Source organism: Acinetobacter sp. AG3, assembly GCF_022343575.1.
GTDB lineage: Bacteria > Pseudomonadota > Gammaproteobacteria > Pseudomonadales > Moraxellaceae > Acinetobacter > Acinetobacter guillouiae.
On the sequence record NZ_JAKQZD010000001.1, the window covers coordinates 1,232,359 to 1,253,488 of the forward strand.

The window sequence follows — 21,130 nt, forward strand, 5'->3', positions numbered from 1 at the left end:
AGAAAAACTTAAAGCGCGCCTCGAATCAACGGATAGACATTATCGAGTAGAATTTTCTGTGCAGTTGCATTGGGATGGATCAAGTCTTTTTGCATCAAACTTTTATTGCCTGCAATTCCATTCATAAAAAACGGATGCATTTTTACTTTGTATTGTTGGCTTAGGGTTTGGTAATTTTTCTCAAAAGCTTGGCTATAAGCTGCACCATAATTCGGTGGAATTTTCATTCCCAATAAAATGACCGTGGCTTGGCTTTTTTGGCTTTGTTGAATTAATTGGGCAAGATTTTTCTGAATCATTTGTGGCGGTTGACCGCGTAGACCATCATTGCCACCCAACTCAATCACTACAATATCAGGTTTATGGCTTTGTAATAGTTTTGGAAAACGCGCCAAGGCACCACTGGTGGTTTCACCACTTACACTGGCATTCACCACATTATGTTGTTTGGGAAATTGTTGGTTTAAGCGTTGCTGTAGCAAGAAAACCCAGCCTTGTTGTGGGTTGATACCATAACCCGCACTTAAGCTATCACCTAAAATCATGATCGTTTTTGCAAAACTACTAACGGGCAACAGACAGATTATGCTAAAAAATAAACAATGAATTAGATTTTTCATCATTTTCAAATTTAACAATTTTTTGATTTGCATATAAGGTACTTTATGATGTCTAAGGTTCAGGATGATTCAACTTCTCCCATCATGCCACAAGTGATAATTTCTGCACAGCAACTTACACAAAAGATAGAATTACCTCATCAAACGCTTACAATTTTTGAAAATCTAAATCTTAATATTTATACAGGTGAACAGGTCGCGATTACTGGACGTTCTGGTTCCGGAAAATCAACTTTATTGGGCATCCTTGCCACTCTCGATCAAGCCAGTGCAGGTCAACTCAGTGTTTGTGGTGAAGCGATTGAGCATTTAAACGAAGAACAACGTGCGCTGATTCGGCTTCAATATATTGGTTTTGTATTTCAATCTTTCCAGTTACTGCCACATCTCTCTGCCTTAGAAAATGTGATGTTACCATTACGCTTACAGAAGAATTTTAATTATGCACACGCAGAACAAAAATCCTTAAGTTTATTGGCTAAAGTTGGTTTAGAGCGACAAAGCCAACAAACCCCGAAAGTATTGTCTGGTGGGGAGCAACAACGGGTTGCCATTGCACGAGCTTTAATTTCTGACCCCAAAATTATTTTTGCTGACGAACCTACAGGCAATTTAGATGAACATACTGCATTTGAAATTGAACAACTCTTATTTGATTTAAATAAAGAACTCGGTACAACCTTAGTACTTGTCACTCACGATTCGCAATTGGCCGCACAGTGCCAACGTCATTATGAATTAAAAGATGGTCAATTGATTGAACATGCTCAAACGCCTCAATCGAATGAGGTGGTGTAATGTTGACCTTGTTTAAACCCTTATTTAGGCAAAGTTTTGCCAGTTCAGGTATATATCTACTGATTATTGCATTGAGTTTAGCCATTAGTGCGACCACCGCATTGAAGTTTAGCAATGATCAAGTCAAACAAGCAGTGACCTTACAAGCTGCCAAAATGCAAGCTGCAGATTTACAACTTAGTGATACAGATCCAATTGACCAACAATGGATCAAACAGGCTGATGATTTAAAATTAAAACAGTCCCATGTCACTATTTTTGGTTCAATGGCCTCTACGCAGGATAAGTTTGTTATGGTCAATGTGAAAGCCATTGACACAGCATTTCCCTTACGTGGTGAATTAAGGATTGCGCCAAAACAAGCCTTACAAAGTGGTGGTGTTTGGCTAAGCAAACGCGCACAAGAATTATTAAAATTAAACCTAGGCGATAGCGTTCAAATTGCCAATGGTCAGTTTAAAGTTACTGGCATCATTGAACATGATTCAAATCAAGAATTAGGCTTTTCCGCCTTTTCGCCAACCGTGATTATCTCTCAAGCAGATGTTGCAAAAACGGGTGCAATTCAAGTTGGAAGTCGAATTGAATATCGTTTGTTGATGGCAGGGGATGCGGAGTCGATTGCAACATACCAGCAATTTTTTAAGACATTTAAAGCGCAAGAAAAGCAAAATGTGAATCCAAAGATTGCACAAAATTCGGATGCAGATTCAGCTTTAAGTGCATCAAGTGCCAATACATTGACTGAAAACACATTGACTGAAAAGCAGCCAGCAACACACTCACAAACAGATCAATCCATACAAGATCAACAAAATGCGGATAATGAATTAGATGCACAAAGTAATTTAAGACTACGTAATGCAGATGAGGGCAATTCACGCTTACTTAAACCAATTGAAAACCTCGATACTTTCTTACAATTGGCCAATATTCTGACGATTCTTTTATGTGGTTTAGCCATCGCTTTAACTAGTCAGCGTTATGTACAGCAGAACCAAGATCATATTGCGCTGATGCGTTGCATGGGTGCAACGAAACGGCAGATTTTTCAAACCTATCTCGGGTTGCTGAGCGTTGTTATTTTAATCGCCATTGTCATTGGCAGTATTTTAGGACTGATTTTAGGTTATTCATTATTGCAATTGATGTTGCAGATGATTCCGAACCTAGAGTTGCAATTTTCAATGTTGCAGATGCTGGTTGGTCCTTTACCTATTGCAATCTTTACCAGTGCAATTGTATTGATTGGATTTATTTTACCGAGCTTGTGGCAACTGTTAAATACACCGCCTATTCGGGTGATACGCCAACAAGAAAAGTCGGCACGTTCAATGTTGTGGATGATGGCTACAGGTTTAGTCAGCTTAATTATTTTTAGTTTGGTCTTGACCGAAAATCTGATACTTACTGCGTTGGTAATGGGTGCAGTCATTGTGTTAACAGGTTTGTTATATGCAGTGGTTTGGATGATTTTAAAGACTTTAAAATCAATGAAAAATAGGCTCTCAGCCTATATCCGAACCCCTTCGCAAACCGCATTGCAAATTACCGCTTTGGCATTGGGTTTAAGTCTGATCACGGTACTTGCTGTATTGAGAACTGATTTATTAGAGCGTTGGCAGCAACAATTGCCTGAAGGAACGCCTAACCAGTTTATTTATGGTCTACCACCATTTGAACTGGATGCTTTTAAACAACAATTGGCACAGCAACACTGGAAAAGCACACCGTTATATCCCAATGTAAAAGGGCGCTTATTGGCAAAAAATGGTCAAGCTTTTCCTGCCCAATTGGTGAAAACCAATAATTCTTTACGTCGTGAGTTAAATCTCACCCAAGCAGATCATTATCCACAAGACAATATCATTGTTGCTGGAGATGCTCAATTGACTCAAATTGGGCAGGTGTCTGTAGAGGCCAAACTGGCTGAAGAATTGGGCATCAAAATTGGTGATCGTTTAACTTTTAGTTTGCCTGAGGGAAATTTGGACGCGCAAGTTGTGAATTTGCGTACAGTGGAATGGCAAAGCTTTAGCCCAAATTTTTTCTTTATTTTTACCCCAAAGACGTTGGATGAAAATGCAGGCAGCTATTTAGGGAGCTTTTATGTGCCGCCGAGTGAAAAAATTAAGATGGTTAATCTGATTCAGCAATTTTCCAATACGGTCTTTATTGACGTCACTTTAATTTTTGATGAAATTAAAAACTTGGTTTCTGTGTTGGTTAAAATCATTACGGTTTTGGCAGTATTGGTGAGTTTATCTGGCTTTTTGGTACTGATTGCCTGTATCAATTTGCTGATGGATGAACGTAAAAAAGAAGTGGCATTACTACGTTCTTTTGGTAGTTCAAAGCGTCAGTTAAAAAATATGATGAGTTTTGAAATCGGCTTTATCGGATTATTGGCAGGAATCGTTTCCTGTTTCTTTGCAGAGGTGATTAGTGCCGTTGCCAGTTATCGTATGGAAATGGTGATGCAATTACATTGGGAAATTTGGTTGATTTTACCAATTTCGATGGCAGTGTTGTGTGCATTGATTGGGCGTTACCGATTGAGCTATTTATCTGAAATTCCACCATTGCAAAGTCTACGAGAGTTGAATTAAACCGCTTTGTTTAAGTGGTTTTATCTGGCTGTTTAATTTCAGTTGAGTCTTTAAAAGACTGGTCAGAGAAGACAGTAAATTAAAAATGGCGACCTATAGGTCGCCGTTTTTTATACTTTTGAATTGAGTGTACTCTGCAATGTTTTATTACGGCATAGACAAGCTATTTTAGAGATTAAAAGTTTAATTGCTCACGCATTTGTGCAATGGCTTGTTGCCAAAGTGGGCTAAGTGGTCCAACGAGATGCTGGCAATAGAGATAAACGCCATAGGTTGCTGCAATCCCTAAAATCACAATGATAATATTGGCAGCTTTACCCATTTTGGCACGTTGTGTTGCATACCAAGCCAAAGCCATGACCGCACCCATTAACATCCCACCGATATGGGCAGCATTGTTAATTCCAGAGGCTAAAAAGCCAAAAGCTAAGTTGATCGCAAGTACCGTTAAAAGTGATCTTTTATCTAAAATGAATCTTTGATTCGGGGTAGGTGGGAACAACGATAGTAGTGTCAGTGCACCACCAAGTCCCATCACAGCACCCGATGCACCTGCAGATACATGAGGAAAGAGTTTTTGATCAAAATTTTGCAGCAGTTCGTAGCTATTTCGAATATCCAAATAACCACTTAATAAACTTCCCATGAGTCCAGCAAGGATATAAAGTTCAAGAAAATAAAACTTTCCTAAAGTTTTTTCAGCAACATCACCAAAAATATACAGTGCCCACATGTTCATCATTAGATGCAGGATACCGAAGTGAAAAAACATACTACTGAATAAGCGATATGGTTCCTCTAAGAAGGTTAAAGGTGCATAATCAGCACCCCAACGCAACGCATCCAACGTTGTCGGGTCAGTAATATTGACACCTGATAAGACTTGGATGGCAAATAAACCGACATTGATGACAATCAACAATAAGGTTATTTTACCAATAGAATTGGGTTGGCTATAAGTTGAAAGATCTTGATATTTAGACATGCTATTGCTTAGCTTTTTATAGATAGATTCAGCTTAACATGAAACGTCAGAATTTTCGGAGTAAGCGGCTGACATGAAAGCTTTTATTGTTCGTGCTTTGTTAATTGTGGTCAGTATTTTGATCATGATTCAGCTATGGATTTTCTCAAGTTTAATTTATTGGCGTACTCATGATGTAGAAACCACCATGTTTATGCGTTGGACATATTTGTCTGATTTTGAGCCGATTCAACATCAATGGCGTGACTATGACAAGATCAGTGATAACTTTAAACATGCAATTGTCGCTGCCGAAGATGCCAAATTTCTCGATCATCATGGTTTCGACTGGGATGGTATTGAAAATGCACTACAACGTAATCTAAAAAAAGACAAAGTAGTCGCCGGTGGTTCAACGATCTCTCAACAATTGGCTAAAAATTTATTCTTCTATAATCGTCGCTCATTTATTCGCAAAGGTCAGGAAGCGATTGCCACCACCATGATGGAGCGGATGTGGACGAAACAGCGCATTTTAGAAGTCTATATGAACTCTGTTGAATTTGGAGATCATATCTATGGTGTTGAAGCTGCATCACAACATTACTTTTCTAAGAGCGCGGCAAGTTTAAGTCGTGAGCAGGCCGCATTTTTAGCAGTGATTTTAACCAATCCGAAGTTTTATCAAAAAAATCGTGATGATTCTAAGCTTCAATACCGTAAGCGTTTGGTTTTGAAGTATATGCGTTATACCCGTATTCCAGATTGACGCTAAATAAATGAATTTAAAAAAGCACAAATTGATGTGCTTTTTTTATGAAGCGATGCTTTTTTTATGAAATTGTCACAAATTTGAAGCATACTAGAATTAAGACATTTTTTTGATGCAGGTTTATTGCATGAATACCGCAGTGACGACAACAACGCCTACAGAATATTCTTATAATGAACGATATATAAATCGTGAGCTTTCAATTTTAGATTTCCATTTACGTGTTTTAGAGCAAGCCGTTGATCCTTTACATCCCTTGCTTGAACGTATGAATTTCTTATTGATCTTTTCTCGTAATATGGATGAATTTTTTGAAATCCGTGTTGCAGGAATGATGGAGCAATTAACTTTAGGGAATGAAAGTCGTTCACCAGATGGCTTGACGCCAAAACAAGTCTTAGACCAAATCTCTAAAACTGCACATGAAGCGATTGAGCGTCAGTACCGTATCCTCAATGAGGAAATTTTTCCTAAGTTACGTGAAGAAGACATTTGCTTTTTACGTCGTGGCGAGTTAACGCCTGCACAATCTGTGTGGATTAAAAAATATTTCCAAGAACAAGTTGCACCAGTGCTTACTCCGATTAGCCTTGATCCTGCACATCCATTCCCACGATTGGTCAATAAAAGCTTAAACTTTATTGTGACTCTAGAAGGGAAAGACGCATTTGGTCGACAAATTGATTTAGCAGTTGTACCAGCGCCACGTTCGCTTCCGCGTGTAGTGCGTTTACCTGATGAGCTTACAGGCGGCAAAGAACATTTTGTGATGTTGTCTGCGATTATTCATGAGCATGTATCGGATTTGTTCCCAGGGATGACAGCTACAGGTTGTTATCAGTTCCGTGTTACACGTAATGCAGATTTGGCACTGAATGAAGATGTAGAAGACTTAGCCAAAGCATTGAAAGGTGAATTGAGTTCACGTCGTTTTGGTCGTGCAGTACGTTTAGAAGTGACAGAAAACTGTCCAAAACATATTTATGAATATTTGCTTGAAGAATTTGATCTAGAACAAGAACAACTTTATAAAGTGGATGGGCCGGTAAATCTGGCACGTCTTGTGTCAAATTTTAAACGTCCACATATGCGTTATGACTCGCATGTGCCGGCGATTCCAAAAGTATTGAAAAAGTCTGAAAATATTTTTTCAGCAATGCAAAAACAAGACATTCTTTTACATCATCCATTTGAATCATTTGCACCAGTTATTAACTTGTTGCGTGAAGCTGCACGTGATCCCCAAGTGTTAGCCATCAAACAAACCTTATATCGTAGTGGTGCTGACTCTGAAATTGTTCAGGTACTTGCAGAAGCGGCACGTAATGGTAAAGAAGTCACCGCTGTGATTGAGTTACGGGCGCGTTTTGATGAAGAATCGAATATCGCTGTTGCCAATGTATTACAAGAGGCGGGTGCTGTTGTGGTTTATGGCATCGTGGGCTATAAAACGCACGCCAAAATGATCTTGGTGGTACGCCGTGAGAATAATAAGTTAGTACGTTATGTGCATTTGGGTACGGGTAACTACCATGCAACGAATGCACGTATCTATACCGATTATGGACTGCTCACTACAGATAAAGAGCTTTGCGAAGATGTACATCGTATTTTCCAAGAATTGACCGGTATGGGCAAAATGGCGAAGTTGAAAAAACTGTTACATGCGCCATTTACGCTACATGCTCAGTTAATTGCTTTTATTGATGATGAAATTGCCAATGCCAAAGCGGGCAAGCCTGCACAAATTATTGTTAAAGTTAACGCGTTAACTGAAGTTCAATTGATCAATAAATTATATGAAGCTTCGCAAGCAGGCGTGCAAATTGATCTGATTATTCGTTCAATTTGCTGTTTACGTCCTGGGTTGCCAAACCTGTCTGAAAATATTCGAGTACGTTCAATTGTCGGGCGTTTCTTAGAACATACCCGTGTTTATTATTTCGGAAATAATGGCAATCCACGTATTTACTGTTCAAGTGCAGACTGGATGGATCGTAATTTATTTAATCGTGTAGAAGTGTGCTTCCCGATTGAAGATCCAGCATTAAAAAAACGTATTTACCAGCAAGGTTTAGTCAACTACTTAAAAGATAATATCCGTGCTTGGCTGTTGCAAGGCGATGGTACTTGGACTCGTGTGCAACCTAAAGAAGGCGAGGCAATTTACAATGCACAACAAACTTTGCTTGAGCACTTTGTAAATGGTTAAGCCAAGATAATTTGATTGTCTTAAGCCCGATTAAAATTAATCGGGCTTTTTTGTATCAATCAATCGGATTTTAATGAAATTGAATGACTTGGTTGCTATAGATTTAAGTTTTTTAAATCAGCAACCAACGCTTCTAATAAAGCATTGACGTTCTTAAATACTAGAATGACTTAAGCTGTTGTGGTTTTAAACTCGATAAAATTGCAGGTAATGCAATTAAATAAATCATCGCGACAACCAACCATATAGCGCCAGTCCATTGTGTTTGGAAATGAAAGTAAAGTGTAGAGAATAACAATGGGGCAATAATCGAGGCCAGACTAATGGTTGAGGCGATAACACCTTGAAATTGTCCTTGCTGTGCAGCTGGGATTTTTTGTGAAACAACAGCTTGTAGTGCAGGAGTGCCGATACTTCCTAGGGCAAAGATCGGCATGATTGCAAAAATGATCCAAGCGTGTTGGGTAAAAGCCATGATGATTAATGCCATACATATACATGCCAGACCGATCAGCACGGTATTTCTTTCACCAAAATATCGGACGGCATGTTGCGGTATAAATGACTGAACCAGTACTTGGCATAAACCAAAAGTGCCTAAAGAAAGACCAACCCAAAATGTATTCCATTTAAAGGTATCGTGTCCCCAAAGTGCCCAGCAGACACCATAAGCTTCACCGCAGGCGCTAAACAGAAAAAATATCAGCAAAATCGGCAATATACCTTTTTGAGCAAGGATAAAACCAAAACTTTTCAAGGGATTTATCTTTAAACTCGAACTTTGCGAAATTGAAACTTGAGGGGGAACTGGGAGTGGATTGTTACTTCGGGATTCAGGGAGTAGCCAGAATGCGATAAGCAAGTTAACGCTTGTTAAAATTGCCGCAACAAAAAAAGGCAGCCGTAACCAATACCCGCCCAATAATCCACCGAGTACAGGACCGATAATAAATCCAATACCAAACATGGCGCTCATTAAACCAAAATATTTTGCTCGATTTTCTTCTGACGTGGTATCAACGATATAGGCTGAAGCCACGGGCATATTGGCACTACTGATTCCAGCAATGATCCGTCCAATGAATAACAAGATAAGAGAGGGTGAGCAAGCAAGAAACAAATAGTTGATTGCAGAACCGGCAAGTGAAATCAGCAGAACAGGTCTTCGACCGATACGGTCACTCAAAGCACCTAAGATCGGGGAGAAAATAAATTGCATAAGCGCATACAGGCTTAGGAAAACCCCCATTAACAAGGCAACGTTATGCTGATGGCCCAGGTCTTTTAGTAGTGCGGGAAGCAGAGGGAATACGATGCCAATGCCAATTGCATCTAAGACAATCGTTGAAAAAATAATATATAAAGGTCGGTTCATACGCGTCCTATCGAAAATTCAGGCACAGAAAACTGTGGAAACCTGTTAACGATGCTTGGAAGATTCAAGCCCTATGGAACGCTGACCAATGCGAAGAATTGGATATGTGTCGACGAGATGGATGCATGCTTTTAAAAAAACAAGCTGAGGATAGGTCGATTTTTCGCGATTTTTATCGTAACAATACATACAAAAATAAGCGAGTGTTTTTGTACTGGTCAAATATTATCATGCTTGATCCAGTAAAAACAAGATCGTTTTAATTTTGCTTATGCTGATGTGATCTATAGGTTTTTTAGATATTCAATAAAAAAGGAGTCAATCATGACTCCTTTTTAGTATTGGAAAATTAACGTAAATTTGGCGTGATTTTTTGAAGAATTTGTACCAACACATCAAATTCACTTTGTAGTGGTGTACTTTTACGTGTAACTAAAGCCAAAGTGCGTGATGGTGCATTCTCAATAGGTTTAACCACAATCTGATCATTGTTTTTCAGCATATGTGCATGAATTGCAATCTCAGGAAGCAGTGTATAGCCTAAGTTTGAACTGACCATTTCCACTAAAGTTGGCAATGAGCTTGCTTTTAAACGGTGATCATTTTTACGCTCACCGATTGGGCAAACACTTAAGGTATGATCACGTAGGCAATGACCTTCTTCAAGGAGCATAAGATGAGAAAGATCTAAATCATCTAAGCTTCTTGCATTCATCGCATTTTGATCTGCTTTATTGCAGACTAAGAATAAATCTTCTTTCGCAATTTCAGCAACTTTCAAACCACGTGTGTCGAATGGTAAAGCCAGCATGATCACATCTAGATTGCCATGCTCAAGTTTTTCAACAATTTTTTCACTTTGTGCTTCATGCAGATGCAACTGAATTTTTGGAAGTTGTTTATGCACTTCTTCCAAAAGCTGCGACAAAATGAAAGGGGCGATGGTTGGAATAATCCCTAAATGCAAATCACCAGTTAACGGTTCACTCATTTCTCGACTTAACCGCATCAAGTCCTGAGCATCGGCGAGTAGAACACGGGCTCGGGCAACAACTTGCTCACCTAGAGGAGTTAAACGTACGTTTTGGCGATCACGTTCTACGAGTACGCCACCCAATAAACGTTCTAACTCCATGATTCCACCAGATAAAGTAGATTGAGTTACAAACGAACGGCGCGCTGCTTCAGTGAAGTGCAGCGTCTCAGACAATGTCACTAAATATGACAACTGTCTTAGGGATGGTAATGCAGCCATAGTGTCCTAATGCTTATGATTTAAAATGATGTGCAAATAACCCGCTAAGTTGAGGAACAAAATGCGGTGGGATATCATGCCCCATTCCCTCAATTAATTCAAATTTAGCGCCTGAAATTGCTTTAGCAACTGCCTTACCATGACTTGGAGGTAGTAACCGATCTTTAGAGCCATGTAACACTAAAGTTGGCTTTTTGATCTGCTTATCCAATTTAAGTAAGGAACCTGTACATAATATTGCTAAAAACTGTTGAAGTACACCCGCTGGATGATAACTACGACGATATAATTTACGTGCAGTTTGAATTGCTTCAACTTGGTTGATATAACCAGGTGAACCAATCATATGAAAAACCTTCAAGGAATGATTCACAATTCCTTCTTCATCACGTGATTCAGGTTTACCAATGAGACTAAAGAGTTGTTTTGGAAATGGTGGAGGTAGCAAAGGTTGATTATTACTGGTAAAGAGTAAGCCGACTTTATCAATTTTCTCAGGATATTTTGCAGCTAAAATTTGAGAAATCATACCACCCATTGAAGCACCCAAAATATGTGGTTTTTCAATACCTAAACGATCAATCAATAATGCAACATCATCCGCCATATCAAATAAGTTATAAGGCGCGCCGTCATTCGGTAAGCCCAAAGCAAAGCGACCCATCAGCTTATAAGAGTTTAAACGTGGACCTTGGTGGCGAATTTTTGAAGATAAGCCAATATCACGATTATCAAAGCGGATCACATGAAAGCCTTGATCAATCAGTGATTTACAAAAAAAATCAGGCCAAAATAACATTTGCGCACCCAAACCCATAATCAACAGAATGGTCGGGTGTTGTGGATTTCCACCAGTTTCAACATGAAGCTGAATACCATTACCTAAATCGACTTTGGTTTCATTCATGAACGATGCATAAGGTGAAACTTGAAATTGAAGTGCGCTATTCATTGTTATTTTCCTAAGCAAGGATATTCTTTGATTAAAAAATATCCTTACTATTAAAACCTTAAACCGATGCAGGAATCAAGTCTGGAACCAGTTTTGTTAATGTTAAACGCTGTTTTCCAGCAGTTGCACCTAACAATACAAAACCACGTAAGGTACCTTCAGCATCTGTTGCTTTAGATAACATTCCATCTTCAAACTCTTCATTCTCCCATGTAACATCTACATCAATTGGAGCAGGAAGTACAGTCAAAGGTGCGGCTGGGGTTTTCACCGCGACTGGCATTGCTGGGTAGTGTACAGTGGTGGTTTGTCCACTCAAGGTTTTGGCCAATGCACGCGCTTGTTGCATGATTGGCATGACAAATGGCAAGAGTGTTCCATTCACTTCGGCACAGTCACCGATGGCAAAAATATCTGCTTGACTGGTTTCGAGCAAGGTATTGGTAATCACACCACGACTGGTGTTGATTTCTGTAGCTTTAGCCAAGGCAATATTAGGTTGTAAGCCAATCGCAGAAAGCACAACATCCGCGAGCAAGGACTGACCACTGGCCAATGAAACGATATAACCACGCTCAGATTTAGAAACTTTTTCTACAGTGGTGCCCAAGGCAAATTTGATTCCTGATTGTTCAAGATTGTCTTTAAACGCTTGTGCAACATGATTAGGCAGTAAACGCCCTAACGGCTGTGGTGCTAAGTCGATCACCGTAACCTGATGCCCAGTATTTTGTAAGTCATTGGCAAATTCACAACCAATTAAGCCTGCACCTAAAATCACCACACGCTTGTTACCACATTCACCCGTGCTGCAATTGTCTAAAGTTTCACGGAATGCACGATAGTCAATTAGTGAGTTAACCACATGAATATCATCACTTCCGTCACCAGCAATCGCTAATCGAATCGGATTTGCGCCCACAGCGAGAATAAGTTTTGAGTAGCCTTGAGTTGAAGGTTGTCCATCTTTTTCAAGGGTTAATTCATGTTTCTCTGCATCAATACTTTTAACCCATGTTTCTTTTTCAATCCGCATGTTCAGTTGACTACTCATCTTTTCAGCATCGCCTAAACCAATTTGTTCAGGTGCTTTTTTCCCAACCAATGCATTAGATAGGGTAGGTTTTGCATAATTCACCGCATCATCTGCGCAAATCATCACCAATTCCTGTTCGGTGTTTAACTTACGAAATTCTCTTGCAAGGGTATAACCCGCCATGCCAGAACCTATGATGATGATCGGTTGCATATCTTTCTCCATACCTGTTTCAAATTTAGAGGTGAATTGAATAATTTTGTATTGTTGAAAATAAATGTAAAAAAGACCATGTAAACATGGTCTTTACGCAATATCTTAGATTTCTACCATTTCAAAGTCTGCTTTAGAAACACCGCAGTCTGGGCATGTCCAGTCATCAGGAATGTCTTCCCACTTGGTACCTGCTGCGATGCCATCTTGTGGCCAACCTTCTGCTTCGTCATAAATCCAACCACAAACGATGCATTGATATTTCTTCATCTGATTCTCCGATATCTGACAGATGCATTGTTTTTTCTGTCAGTAAAATTCCTTCTGCTGCTTGACTCAAATAATATGCAAATAAAATGTGTACATATTCCTCTAAATTCTTACGCAGTTCTGTATCTAAAGTAAAGTAAATATCGGAGTTTATCTAACTAATCTTAAAGCTGAATGGCAGCTCAGGACAAAAGCGATGTTTATTATGCCAACTTTGTCAGACAATTTTAATTACAACACTGTCATAACAAGGGATGAGCACTGATATAAAAGTTTAAAAATATTTGAATTTAGACAAAGGTCTAGATGAATATTTTAGCCAAAAATATTAAGCTAAAATTAGCTCATTCTATAGCCATTATTTTGTATGAAAATGGACTTAATAAATTCAATAACTTAGCGTGAATTTAATATTAAACAGGTAGCGAGCTGCTGTCAATTTTGGCTAATAAACGTTAAAATTCACGTATTATTTATCTTTTTTAATCTCCCCCCATGATGAACATGTCTACTGCTTTGTGGTCAAGTATTCGTACTGTCCAAAACTTCCCAAAACCAGGTATTTGTTTTTATGATTTAACCCCATTGTTTATGAACAATCTTGTGGAGTTAACCGATGCATTGATTGCGAGTATTCCTGTAGAGCAATTGGATGCCGTGGATAGTTTTGTTGCAGTTGAGGCACGAGGTTTTGTTTTAGCCAGCTTATTGGCACAACGTACTGGCAAAGGCTTATTATTGGTTCGTAAAGCAGGTAAGTTGCCACCTCCAGTGGTTGGTGTGGGCTATAGCTTAGAATATGGTTTAGATCGCTTGGAAATGTCAGCGGATATCGCAGCACAAAAAGTGATTATTGTAGATGATGTATTGGCTACAGGCGGTACTTTAAAAGCTGTCAATCAATTGATGCATAAATGCCAACATACAGTATTGGGTGCAAGTATTTTTCTTGACCTGCCTGATTTACATCAAGATCTTGGTTTAAAGATTTGGTCAGTGCTCGATGAGCATTCCAAGCCAGTTGAAAAAGCGGTTGCTTAAAGGCAATAACAGGTTAAGTTTTCGGGCTACCTGCTTGTGATTAAATACTTAAATCATTTGTTTGTCTGTCTTGTCGTGAAAAAAGCCTTGTAAATACAAGGCTTTTTTAGTTAGAGAGCGGCGAACTGTACTTTGAAGATTTTATTTCAAGCAATAAAGGTTTGTTCCATATATTCAATTAAATGATTTAGGTTTTCAGGTTGGACTAAACGATGGTGTCCACCTTCAACAGCTTCAATCTGCATATATGACTCTAATTGCTCAAGCACTTTATACATATCTAAAACCTCATCACCCAGTTCCAGATAAGCAATTTGTGGAATGTCATGGTCTAAATCATGTTCATCAATCGCTGCATAGTCTTCACGGAAATCTGGATTTAAGCTCGGATTGGCAAGGATTGCAGGAATTCGATGTTGCTGTGACATTTTTAATGCCCAATACCCCCCTAAACTATGACCTACCAGTAAATCGGGTTTAATCTTTTCGATAATATCGTGATAAAAACACTCAACCGTTTTGTAGTTAAGGTTACGATAATCCACGTTAATACAATATTTTTTTTCAGCATTAATGGCATGGAATTTTGTCGATTCTTTAGATGAATCTAGTCCATGTAAAAATAAGATTTTAGAATGAATACTCTTCATTGTTATCGTTTTCATATGGTCTTTCTTTATTGAGCAAAGGTAGAAATTGAACAAAGCTAGAAAAAGTTATCAATGGATTTAAAATTTTCCATTTAACTATTTTTATATTCAAATATTCTACTTAGCTGCACTTTTTTAAAAACTTAGATTTTGGTCTAAGAGTGTTGTGTAACAGATCAATATGCTTGTTATTTATTGTTTAACATATTGAATGTTTAGGTTTAAATTTTTAGGGTGATGGATTTTTATTAACAAAAATTAATCATTCTGGGTTTTTATTGTACTAAGCTATAGATTGGATCAATAAAATAAGAGAAAGAAATGATGACTTTAAGCTATGACATTGTCATTCAAGCGAATGCACAAACAGTATGGAATATCCTGTGGGATACCCATACTTATTCCAAATGGACCCAACCGTTTTCGGAAACTTCGCGAATGCAGTCTGACTGGAAAATTGGCGGGGAAACCTTATTTCAGGATGCCAGTGGTAATGGTATGGTCGCCACCATTGTAGAGTTGGAGCAGTTTAAAAAAGTGGTATTTAAACATTTGGGTGTTTTGAAAAATGGTGTTTTAGATTCAACAAGTGCAGATGTTCAAAGTTGGAGTGGCTCTTTAGAAAAATATTTCTTAAATGAACAGGGTGCAACAACCACATTATCTGCTGAAATAGAAACCTCTGAGGAATATAAGGACATGATGGATCGTGCTTTCCAGCAAGGGTTTGCCATAGTCAAATCATTGGCTGAACAAAACCATTAAGAAACTTAGCACTTTCATTATTGTTTAATGGCATTGAATAATCAGGGGTTGTTCAATAGAAAATGATTTTGCCACACCATTTTCATTACGTGGTTGGAAGCGAATTTTTTCTAGTAAAGGTTGCAGTATCGACTTCATTTGTTCGTGAATTAAAGGGCTGTAACGGATATTTAGGATTTGCCCTTGTGTATTTACCAAAAATTTTGCTGAGAGCGAGATATTACCTTGTTGATCAAATTTAATTTTATTCTGAGGTGGTGTCTTACTTTGATCACAAAAGGGTTCTAAAGCGCTTTGTACTTGTGAAAAGTTGGGTTTTATGGCGTATTGGATGCGGGTTGGAAATTTAATAAACAGAATGTATTTCCCATAATAATATTTTATTTTTGCGATGTTTTGTTCATCAACATTGAGGGTTTTATTTTTAAAATCATTACTGACTTGTGGTAATTGATCCAGAGTGAGTTTTTTTGCCAGTTCTAAAGCCCTTAAATTGAGTGCTTTTTGAGTGGAGTGTGGATTCATTAATTTGACTTGGCTTTGTAAACTGGTTCGATTTGGAACGATTTCTAATTGCCAAATATAATCTTGATTATTGAGATTGGTGCTTTCAATTTTTATGGGAAGATCTTTTTGCGTATTGCTCATAACAACGATTTGCTCGGCATCAACCACAGTTGAAAACCACAAAACATTGAAAAGAATGATACTTTGGGCGAATCCTTGCCAGTATTTATTCATGATTTTTAATTTTTACATGGTTCGTAGAGTTATATTCATACGCATTATGTTGTAAATCTGCTATGCTATGCAACTTCCGTTTTTTAATATAATCGAGGCAGAGATGACGCAACATAACGCTCAATCGACTTCTGAACAACACATTTCCGAAAACGATTTAATTGCACAGCGTCATGCCAAGTTAAAGCAAATTCAAGATCACGCCAAGGAAACCGGTGTTAGCCCATGGCCAAACACATTTAAGCGTGAGCATTATGCGCAAGATCTACAAGAACAATTTGCAGATCAATCTAAAGAACAAATTGAAGCAGGCGAGCAAGTTCACGTATCTGTAGCGGGTCGTGTGATGTTGAACCGTGGTTCATTCATTGTGATTCAAGACATGACCGGCCGTATTCAATTGTATGTGCCACGTAAAGAGCTTGCACCTGAAGTTCTAGAAACTGTGAAAAGTCTAGATCTTGGCGATATTATTGCTGTTCAAGGTTATATCGGTCGTTCTGGCAAAGGTGATTTATATGTTCATATTGAACATTTTGAATTATTGACGAAATCGCTTCGTCCACTTCCAGACAAGTTTCATGGTTTGAATGACACAGAAGTAAAATACCGTAAACGTTATTTAGACTTAATTGTGAATGAAGAAACACGTAAAACTTTTGAAATTCGTGCAAAAGTTGTGTCAGGTATTCGCAACTATCTCATCAATGAACGTTTTATGGAAGTTGAAACTCCGATGATGCATGTGATTCCAGGTGGTGCGTCAGCGCGTCCATTTGAAACACACCATAATGCATTAGATATGCCATTATTCTTGCGTATTGCACCTGAGCTTTACTTAAAACGTTTGGTTGTTGGTGGTTTTGAACGTGTATTTGAAATTAACCGTAACTTCCGTAATGAAGGTGTTTCAACGCGTCATAACCCAGAATTTACCATGATTGAATTCTATCAAGCTTATGCTGATTACAAAGATCTCATGGCTTTGACAGAAGGTATGCTTGAAAAATTAGCAATCGACATCTTGGGTTCAACAGATGTTCCTTATGGTGAAGAAGTGTATAGCTTCAAAGGTCCATTTAAGAAAATCTCGATGTTTGATGCGATTCTTGAGCATAATCCAAATTTCACTGCTGAAAATGTTTCGGATCGTGAATTCTTGGCAACATTTATTCGTGAAGAGTTAAAAGAGCAAGTTAAGCCAGGTTTTGGTTTAGGTCGACTACAAACCATCGTATTTGAAGAAACTGTTGAAACTCAATTACGTCAGCCGACATTTATTACTGAATATCCTGCGGAAACTTCGCCGTTAGCACGCCGAAATGATGATAATCCACATATCACTGACCGTTTCGAATTCTTTATCGGTGGTCGTGAGTTGGCAAATGGTTTCTCGGAATTAAATGATCCAATTGACCAAGCTGAACGCTTCCAAGCGCAAGTTGCTGAAAAAGATGCGGGCGATGATGAAGCAATGCATTTCGATGCTGACTTTATTGAAGCATTAGAATACGGTTTACCTCCTACAGCAGGTGAAGGTATTGGTATCGATCGTTTGGTGATGTTATTTGCCAATGCAGCAAGTATCCGCGATGTGATCTTATTCCCACATATGCGTCATAAAAATTAATTTATGATGTTATAAAAGATGTTGTAAAAAAAGCCACTGAATTCAGTGGCTTTTTTTGCTTAGACAATCAGCACATTTTAGAAATGAAATACGCCTAAACCATTTTTGATTTCATCTAAAGTATCTTGAGTGATGATACGGCATTTTTCCGTACCAGTTTTTAAGATATCCATGATGTAATCTGGATCTTTGGCAAGTTCCATACGACGCTCACGGATTGGTGTAATCAACTCTTTTAACACACCTTCAAGACGTTTTTTCACAGTACCATCGCCTAAACCACCACGACGATAATGCGCTTTAAGTTCTTCAACTTCTTCTTTATTTGGATCAAAAGCATCTAAATAAGTAAAGACAATATTTCCTTCAACCTGACCTGGATCTTCAATACGCAGATGGTTTGGATCGGTATACATTGCATTGACTGCTTTTTTGATGTCTTTATCTGTTGCATCTAACACGATGGTATTGCCCAATGATTTCGACATTTTGGCTTTACCATCAAAGCCAGGTAAACGGCTCATATTGGATAAAAGCGCTTTACACTCAGGTAAAACTTCTTGTCCAATTTGACGGTTTAAACGACGAACAATTTCATTGGTCTGTTCGATCATTGGAATTTGGTCTTCACCAACTGGCACGACAGTGGCTTTAAATGCAGTAATATCGGCAGCTTGTGCAACAGGGTAGCAAAGAAAACCTGCTGGAATATCACGCTCAAAACCCCGTAATTGAATTTCAGCTTTGATGGTTGGGTTACGTTCTAAACGAGAAACCGTCACAAAGTTTAAATACAACATGGTGAGTTCATTCAACGCGGGTAAGCAAGATTGAACACAGATTGTGGTTTTTGTTGGGTCAATGCCGACTGCTAAATAGTCTGTTGCTACTTCAAGAATATTACGACGAACTTTTTCAAAGTTATCCGCATTATCTGTTAAAGCTTGAGCATCTGCGAGAAGGAGGTGTTGATGATGAGAATCTTGTAAGCCTACTCGTGAGCGCAAAGAACCTACAAAATGTCCCAAATGTAGTTGTCCAGTAGGACGGTCGCCTGTCAAAATCACAGGACGATTATCTTGATTCGTCATTATCGCTTCCAAAGTCTTTGTATAGACAGTCGTGTTTTATGAATGGGCACTATTGTACGAGATAATTTATTTTAATGTCAGCGAAAAATGGTGTAGAACCAATTTTTATCAATAAATGTGAAAATCTACAAAATTTTATATAGAAAAATGAATTTTCACTTTAAAATGACAGGATAACTAAAATTTTGGATAAAAAATGGCAAGTAGTCTATTAATATTATTAGATGATATCGCAGCAGTGCTCGATGATGTTGCCGTCATGAGTAAAATGGCGGCTAAAAAAACTGCGGGTGTTTTAGGTGATGATTTAGCACTGAACGCACAACAAGTGAGTGGTGTAAGAGCAGAGCGTGAGCTTCCTGTGGTATGGGGTGTCGCGAAAGGCTCCTTTATCAATAAATTAATTTTAGTGCCTTTGGCTTTGCTGATCAGTGTGGTTGCACCGTGGTTGATTAATCCATTGTTAATGATTGGTGGTTTGTTTCTTTGCTATGAAGGCGTTGAAAAAGTTCTACATAGTTTGCAGCATAAAAAAGCCAAAACAGGTGAGGCTGCACAAGAAGAATTACAACAAATCGAAACTGATTTAGCCACATTTGAAAAAGATAAAATTAAAGGTGCGATACGCACAGACTTTATTCTTTCTGCTGAAATTGTGGTGATTTCTTTAGGCACTGTTGCCACGGCAGCATTTGGTACCAAAGTGATGGTGCTATCTGTCATCGCAATTTTAATGACGGTCGGTGTTTATGGCTTTGTCGCTATGATTGTAAAGATTGATGATTTAGGTTTGTACTTAACTCAACAAGCATCAAATGTTAAACAAAGCATTGGCCGTGGTTTACTGGTATTTGCACCAAAGTTAATGAAAACCTTAACGATTGTCGGAACCATCGCAATGTTCCTTGTCGGTGGGGGGATCATCACCCATGCGGTATCAACTTTGCATCATTGGTCAGAAGAAGCCGTTGATCATATTCAACATATTCCAACTGTTGGTAGTGTTATTGGTGCATTAACACCAACGTTAATCAATTTACTGATTGGTATCGTCGCAGGTTTTGCCGTGGTATTGGTTGTTGGACTTATTCAAAAAGTTCGTGGTAAATCCACAACAGCCTAAATGCAAAGCACATCCTAAACGATAGCCAATTTAAAATAAAAAGGACCGATCTATGCGTTGGAAAGGACGTAGAGAAAGTGATAATGTCGAAGATCGCCGTGGCGGTGGGGGCGTAAAAGCAGGTGGGATTAGTATCCTGGGCTTAATCGTCGCTTTTGTTGCATGGAAATTCTTTGGTGTTGACCCACAGCAAGCCTATCAAGCGACCAAACAGGTGACTTCGGCTGGAGCAAGTCAAAATTCTGCTCCCACTAATTTAACCCCTGAACAGCAGGAAACGGCATCTTTTGTTAAAACCGTTTTGGCAGATACCGAAGATACTTGGAAACCGATTTTCCAACAACAAGGTGTACAGTACGTTTCACCTAAACTGGTAATGTTTAGTGGTGCGATACAATCAGGCTGTGGTACGGCTCAATCTGCGATGGGGCCATTTTATTGCCCAGCAGATCAAAAAGTGTATATCGATACCCAGTTCTTTAAAGATATGCGCCAACAGATGGGCATCTCTGGAGAAAAAAATCAATCCGAGCTTTCAGCTAAAGATGAAGCGGGTGATTTTGCACAAGCCTATGTAATTGCGCATGAAGTTGGGCACCATGTCCAAAACTTATTGGGAATATCGTCTCAGGTTCAACAAGCACGCCAGCGTGCCAGTGAAACTCAGGGCAATCAACTTTCAGTACGTTTAGAATTACAAGCGGATTGTTTGGCTGGGGTTTGGGCCAATCGTACACAACAACGCACCCAGTTCTTAGAACAGGGTGATATTGAAGAGGCGATGGATGCTGCTGAAAAAATTGGTGATGACTACTTGCAGAAAAAAGCACGTGGTTATGCGGTACCAGACAGCTTTACGCATGGCACCAGTCAGCAACGTATGCAATGGTTTAACATTGGTATGAATTCGGGTGATATCAATGCGTGTGATACCTTTAAATAGATAGCTAGGGATTGTTGGGTTAAAGAAGAGAACATCATGTTCTCTTTTTTTCTCAATCAATTTTTTTTAA

19 protein-coding genes are annotated in these 21,130 nt (G+C 38.7%); 9 read left to right on the forward strand and 10 right to left on the reverse strand.

What is annotated here, in order from left to right:
• Positions 1-8: 8 nt before the first annotated feature.
• Complete coding sequence (locus L3V46_RS05680) at positions 9-620, reverse strand: arylesterase (RefSeq protein WP_085944123.1); 612 nt, start codon at positions 618-620, stop codon at positions 9-11.
• A gap of 48 nt (positions 621-668) precedes the next feature.
• Between L3V46_RS05680 and L3V46_RS05685 the strand changes: the two genes are divergently transcribed.
• Positions 669-1,418: an ABC transporter ATP-binding protein gene (locus L3V46_RS05685; protein WP_096734833.1), complete on the forward strand. Its 750-nt coding sequence runs from the start codon at positions 669-671 to the stop codon at positions 1,416-1,418.
• Positions 1,418-4,027 carry an FtsX-like permease family protein gene (locus L3V46_RS05690; protein WP_239045171.1) on the forward strand — a complete coding sequence of 870 codons (2,610 nt, stop codon included), beginning with the start codon at positions 1,418-1,420 and terminating at the stop codon, positions 4,025-4,027. The genes L3V46_RS05685 and L3V46_RS05690 overlap by 1 nt, the downstream gene beginning before the upstream one ends.
• Positions 4,028-4,202: 175 nt before the next feature.
• Here the strand turns inward: L3V46_RS05690 and L3V46_RS05695 are convergent, their stop codons facing one another.
• Positions 4,203-5,012 carry a rhomboid family intramembrane serine protease gene (locus L3V46_RS05695; protein ID WP_239045172.1) on the reverse strand — a complete coding sequence of 270 codons (810 nt, stop codon included), beginning with the start codon at positions 5,010-5,012 and terminating at the stop codon, positions 4,203-4,205.
• Between the two features lie 73 nt (positions 5,013-5,085).
• Between L3V46_RS05695 and mtgA the strand changes: the two genes are divergently transcribed.
• Both mtgA and ppk1 read left to right on the forward strand, forming a co-directional pair.
• Positions 5,086-5,760 (forward strand): monofunctional biosynthetic peptidoglycan transglycosylase, encoded by a 675-nt coding sequence (mtgA, locus tag L3V46_RS05700; protein WP_239045173.1) that lies wholly within the window; start codon positions 5,086-5,088, stop codon positions 5,758-5,760.
• Positions 5,761-5,890: 130 nt separating this feature from the next.
• Positions 5,891-7,975, forward strand: a complete 2,085-nt coding sequence (gene ppk1, locus L3V46_RS05705) for a polyphosphate kinase 1 (protein ID WP_004823258.1) — start codon at positions 5,891-5,893, stop codon at positions 7,973-7,975.
• Positions 7,976-8,135: 160 nt separating this feature from the next.
• Here the strand turns inward: ppk1 and L3V46_RS05710 are convergent, their stop codons facing one another.
• The 5 genes from L3V46_RS05710 to rubA all read right to left on the reverse strand — a co-directional run bounded on the left by L3V46_RS05710 (position 8,136) and on the right by rubA (position 13,076).
• On the reverse strand, positions 8,136-9,350 hold the full coding sequence (locus L3V46_RS05710; protein WP_004823256.1) for a tetracycline resistance MFS efflux pump: 1,215 nt from the start codon (positions 9,348-9,350) through the stop codon (positions 8,136-8,138).
• A 349-nt stretch (positions 9,351-9,699) separates the two neighbouring features.
• Complete coding sequence (gene oxyR / locus L3V46_RS05715) at positions 9,700-10,605, reverse strand: LysR family transcriptional regulator OxyR (RefSeq protein ID WP_004717396.1); 906 nt, start codon at positions 10,603-10,605, stop codon at positions 9,700-9,702.
• A 13-nt stretch (positions 10,606-10,618) separates the two neighbouring features.
• Positions 10,619-11,557 (reverse strand): esterase EstB, encoded by a 939-nt coding sequence (gene estB, locus L3V46_RS05720; RefSeq protein ID WP_004823254.1) that lies wholly within the window; start codon positions 11,555-11,557, stop codon positions 10,619-10,621.
• 58 nt (positions 11,558-11,615) lie between these two features.
• Entirely contained in the window at positions 11,616-12,806 is a 1,191-nt protein-coding gene (locus L3V46_RS05725) for an FAD-dependent oxidoreductase (RefSeq protein WP_239045174.1), read from the reverse strand.
• Positions 12,807-12,911: 105 nt separating this feature from the next.
• The gene (gene rubA, locus L3V46_RS05730; RefSeq protein ID WP_004678010.1) at positions 12,912-13,076 is read right to left on the reverse strand and encodes a rubredoxin RubA; all 165 of its coding nucleotides are present in this window, start codon (positions 13,074-13,076) and stop codon (positions 12,912-12,914) included.
• A 495-nt stretch (positions 13,077-13,571) separates the two neighbouring features.
• Here rubA and L3V46_RS05735 point away from each other — a divergent pair, with 495 nt between their 5' ends.
• Positions 13,572-14,117, forward strand: a complete 546-nt coding sequence (locus L3V46_RS05735) for an adenine phosphoribosyltransferase (RefSeq protein WP_239045175.1) — start codon at positions 13,572-13,574, stop codon at positions 14,115-14,117.
• A 146-nt stretch (positions 14,118-14,263) separates the two neighbouring features.
• Here L3V46_RS05735 and L3V46_RS05740 read toward each other — a convergent pair whose 3' ends face one another.
• A complete protein-coding gene (locus L3V46_RS05740) occupies positions 14,264-14,767 on the reverse strand; it encodes a YqiA/YcfP family alpha/beta fold hydrolase (RefSeq protein WP_004717385.1) in 504 nt (167 codons plus the stop codon).
• A gap of 321 nt (positions 14,768-15,088) precedes the next feature.
• On the opposite strand from L3V46_RS05740, the gene L3V46_RS05745 reads away from it, so the two are divergent.
• Positions 15,089-15,532 (forward strand): SRPBCC domain-containing protein, encoded by a 444-nt coding sequence (locus tag L3V46_RS05745; protein WP_239045176.1) that lies wholly within the window; start codon positions 15,089-15,091, stop codon positions 15,530-15,532.
• Between the two features lie 24 nt (positions 15,533-15,556).
• Here L3V46_RS05745 and L3V46_RS05750 read toward each other — a convergent pair whose 3' ends face one another.
• Entirely contained in the window at positions 15,557-16,273 is a 717-nt protein-coding gene (locus L3V46_RS05750) for a hypothetical protein (protein ID WP_239045177.1), read from the reverse strand.
• Positions 16,274-16,376: 103 nt separating this feature from the next.
• Here L3V46_RS05750 and lysS point away from each other — a divergent pair, with 103 nt between their 5' ends.
• Complete coding sequence (gene lysS / locus L3V46_RS05755) at positions 16,377-17,903, forward strand: lysine--tRNA ligase (protein ID WP_004717379.1); 1,527 nt, start codon at positions 16,377-16,379, stop codon at positions 17,901-17,903.
• 77 nt (positions 17,904-17,980) lie between these two features.
• On the opposite strand, the gene trpS is transcribed toward lysS, so the two are convergent.
• Positions 17,981-18,994 carry a tryptophan--tRNA ligase gene (gene trpS, locus L3V46_RS05760; protein WP_004717376.1) on the reverse strand — a complete coding sequence of 338 codons (1,014 nt, stop codon included), beginning with the start codon at positions 18,992-18,994 and terminating at the stop codon, positions 17,981-17,983.
• Positions 18,995-19,190: 196 nt separating this feature from the next.
• On the opposite strand from trpS, the gene L3V46_RS05765 reads away from it, so the two are divergent.
• Positions 19,191-20,117, forward strand: a complete 927-nt coding sequence (locus L3V46_RS05765) for a DUF808 domain-containing protein (protein WP_239045178.1) — start codon at positions 19,191-19,193, stop codon at positions 20,115-20,117.
• Between the two features lie 52 nt (positions 20,118-20,169).
• The gene (locus L3V46_RS05770; protein WP_004823246.1) at positions 20,170-21,060 is read left to right on the forward strand and encodes a neutral zinc metallopeptidase; all 891 of its coding nucleotides are present in this window, start codon (positions 20,170-20,172) and stop codon (positions 21,058-21,060) included.
• The last annotated feature ends 70 nt before the right edge of the window (positions 21,061-21,130 follow it).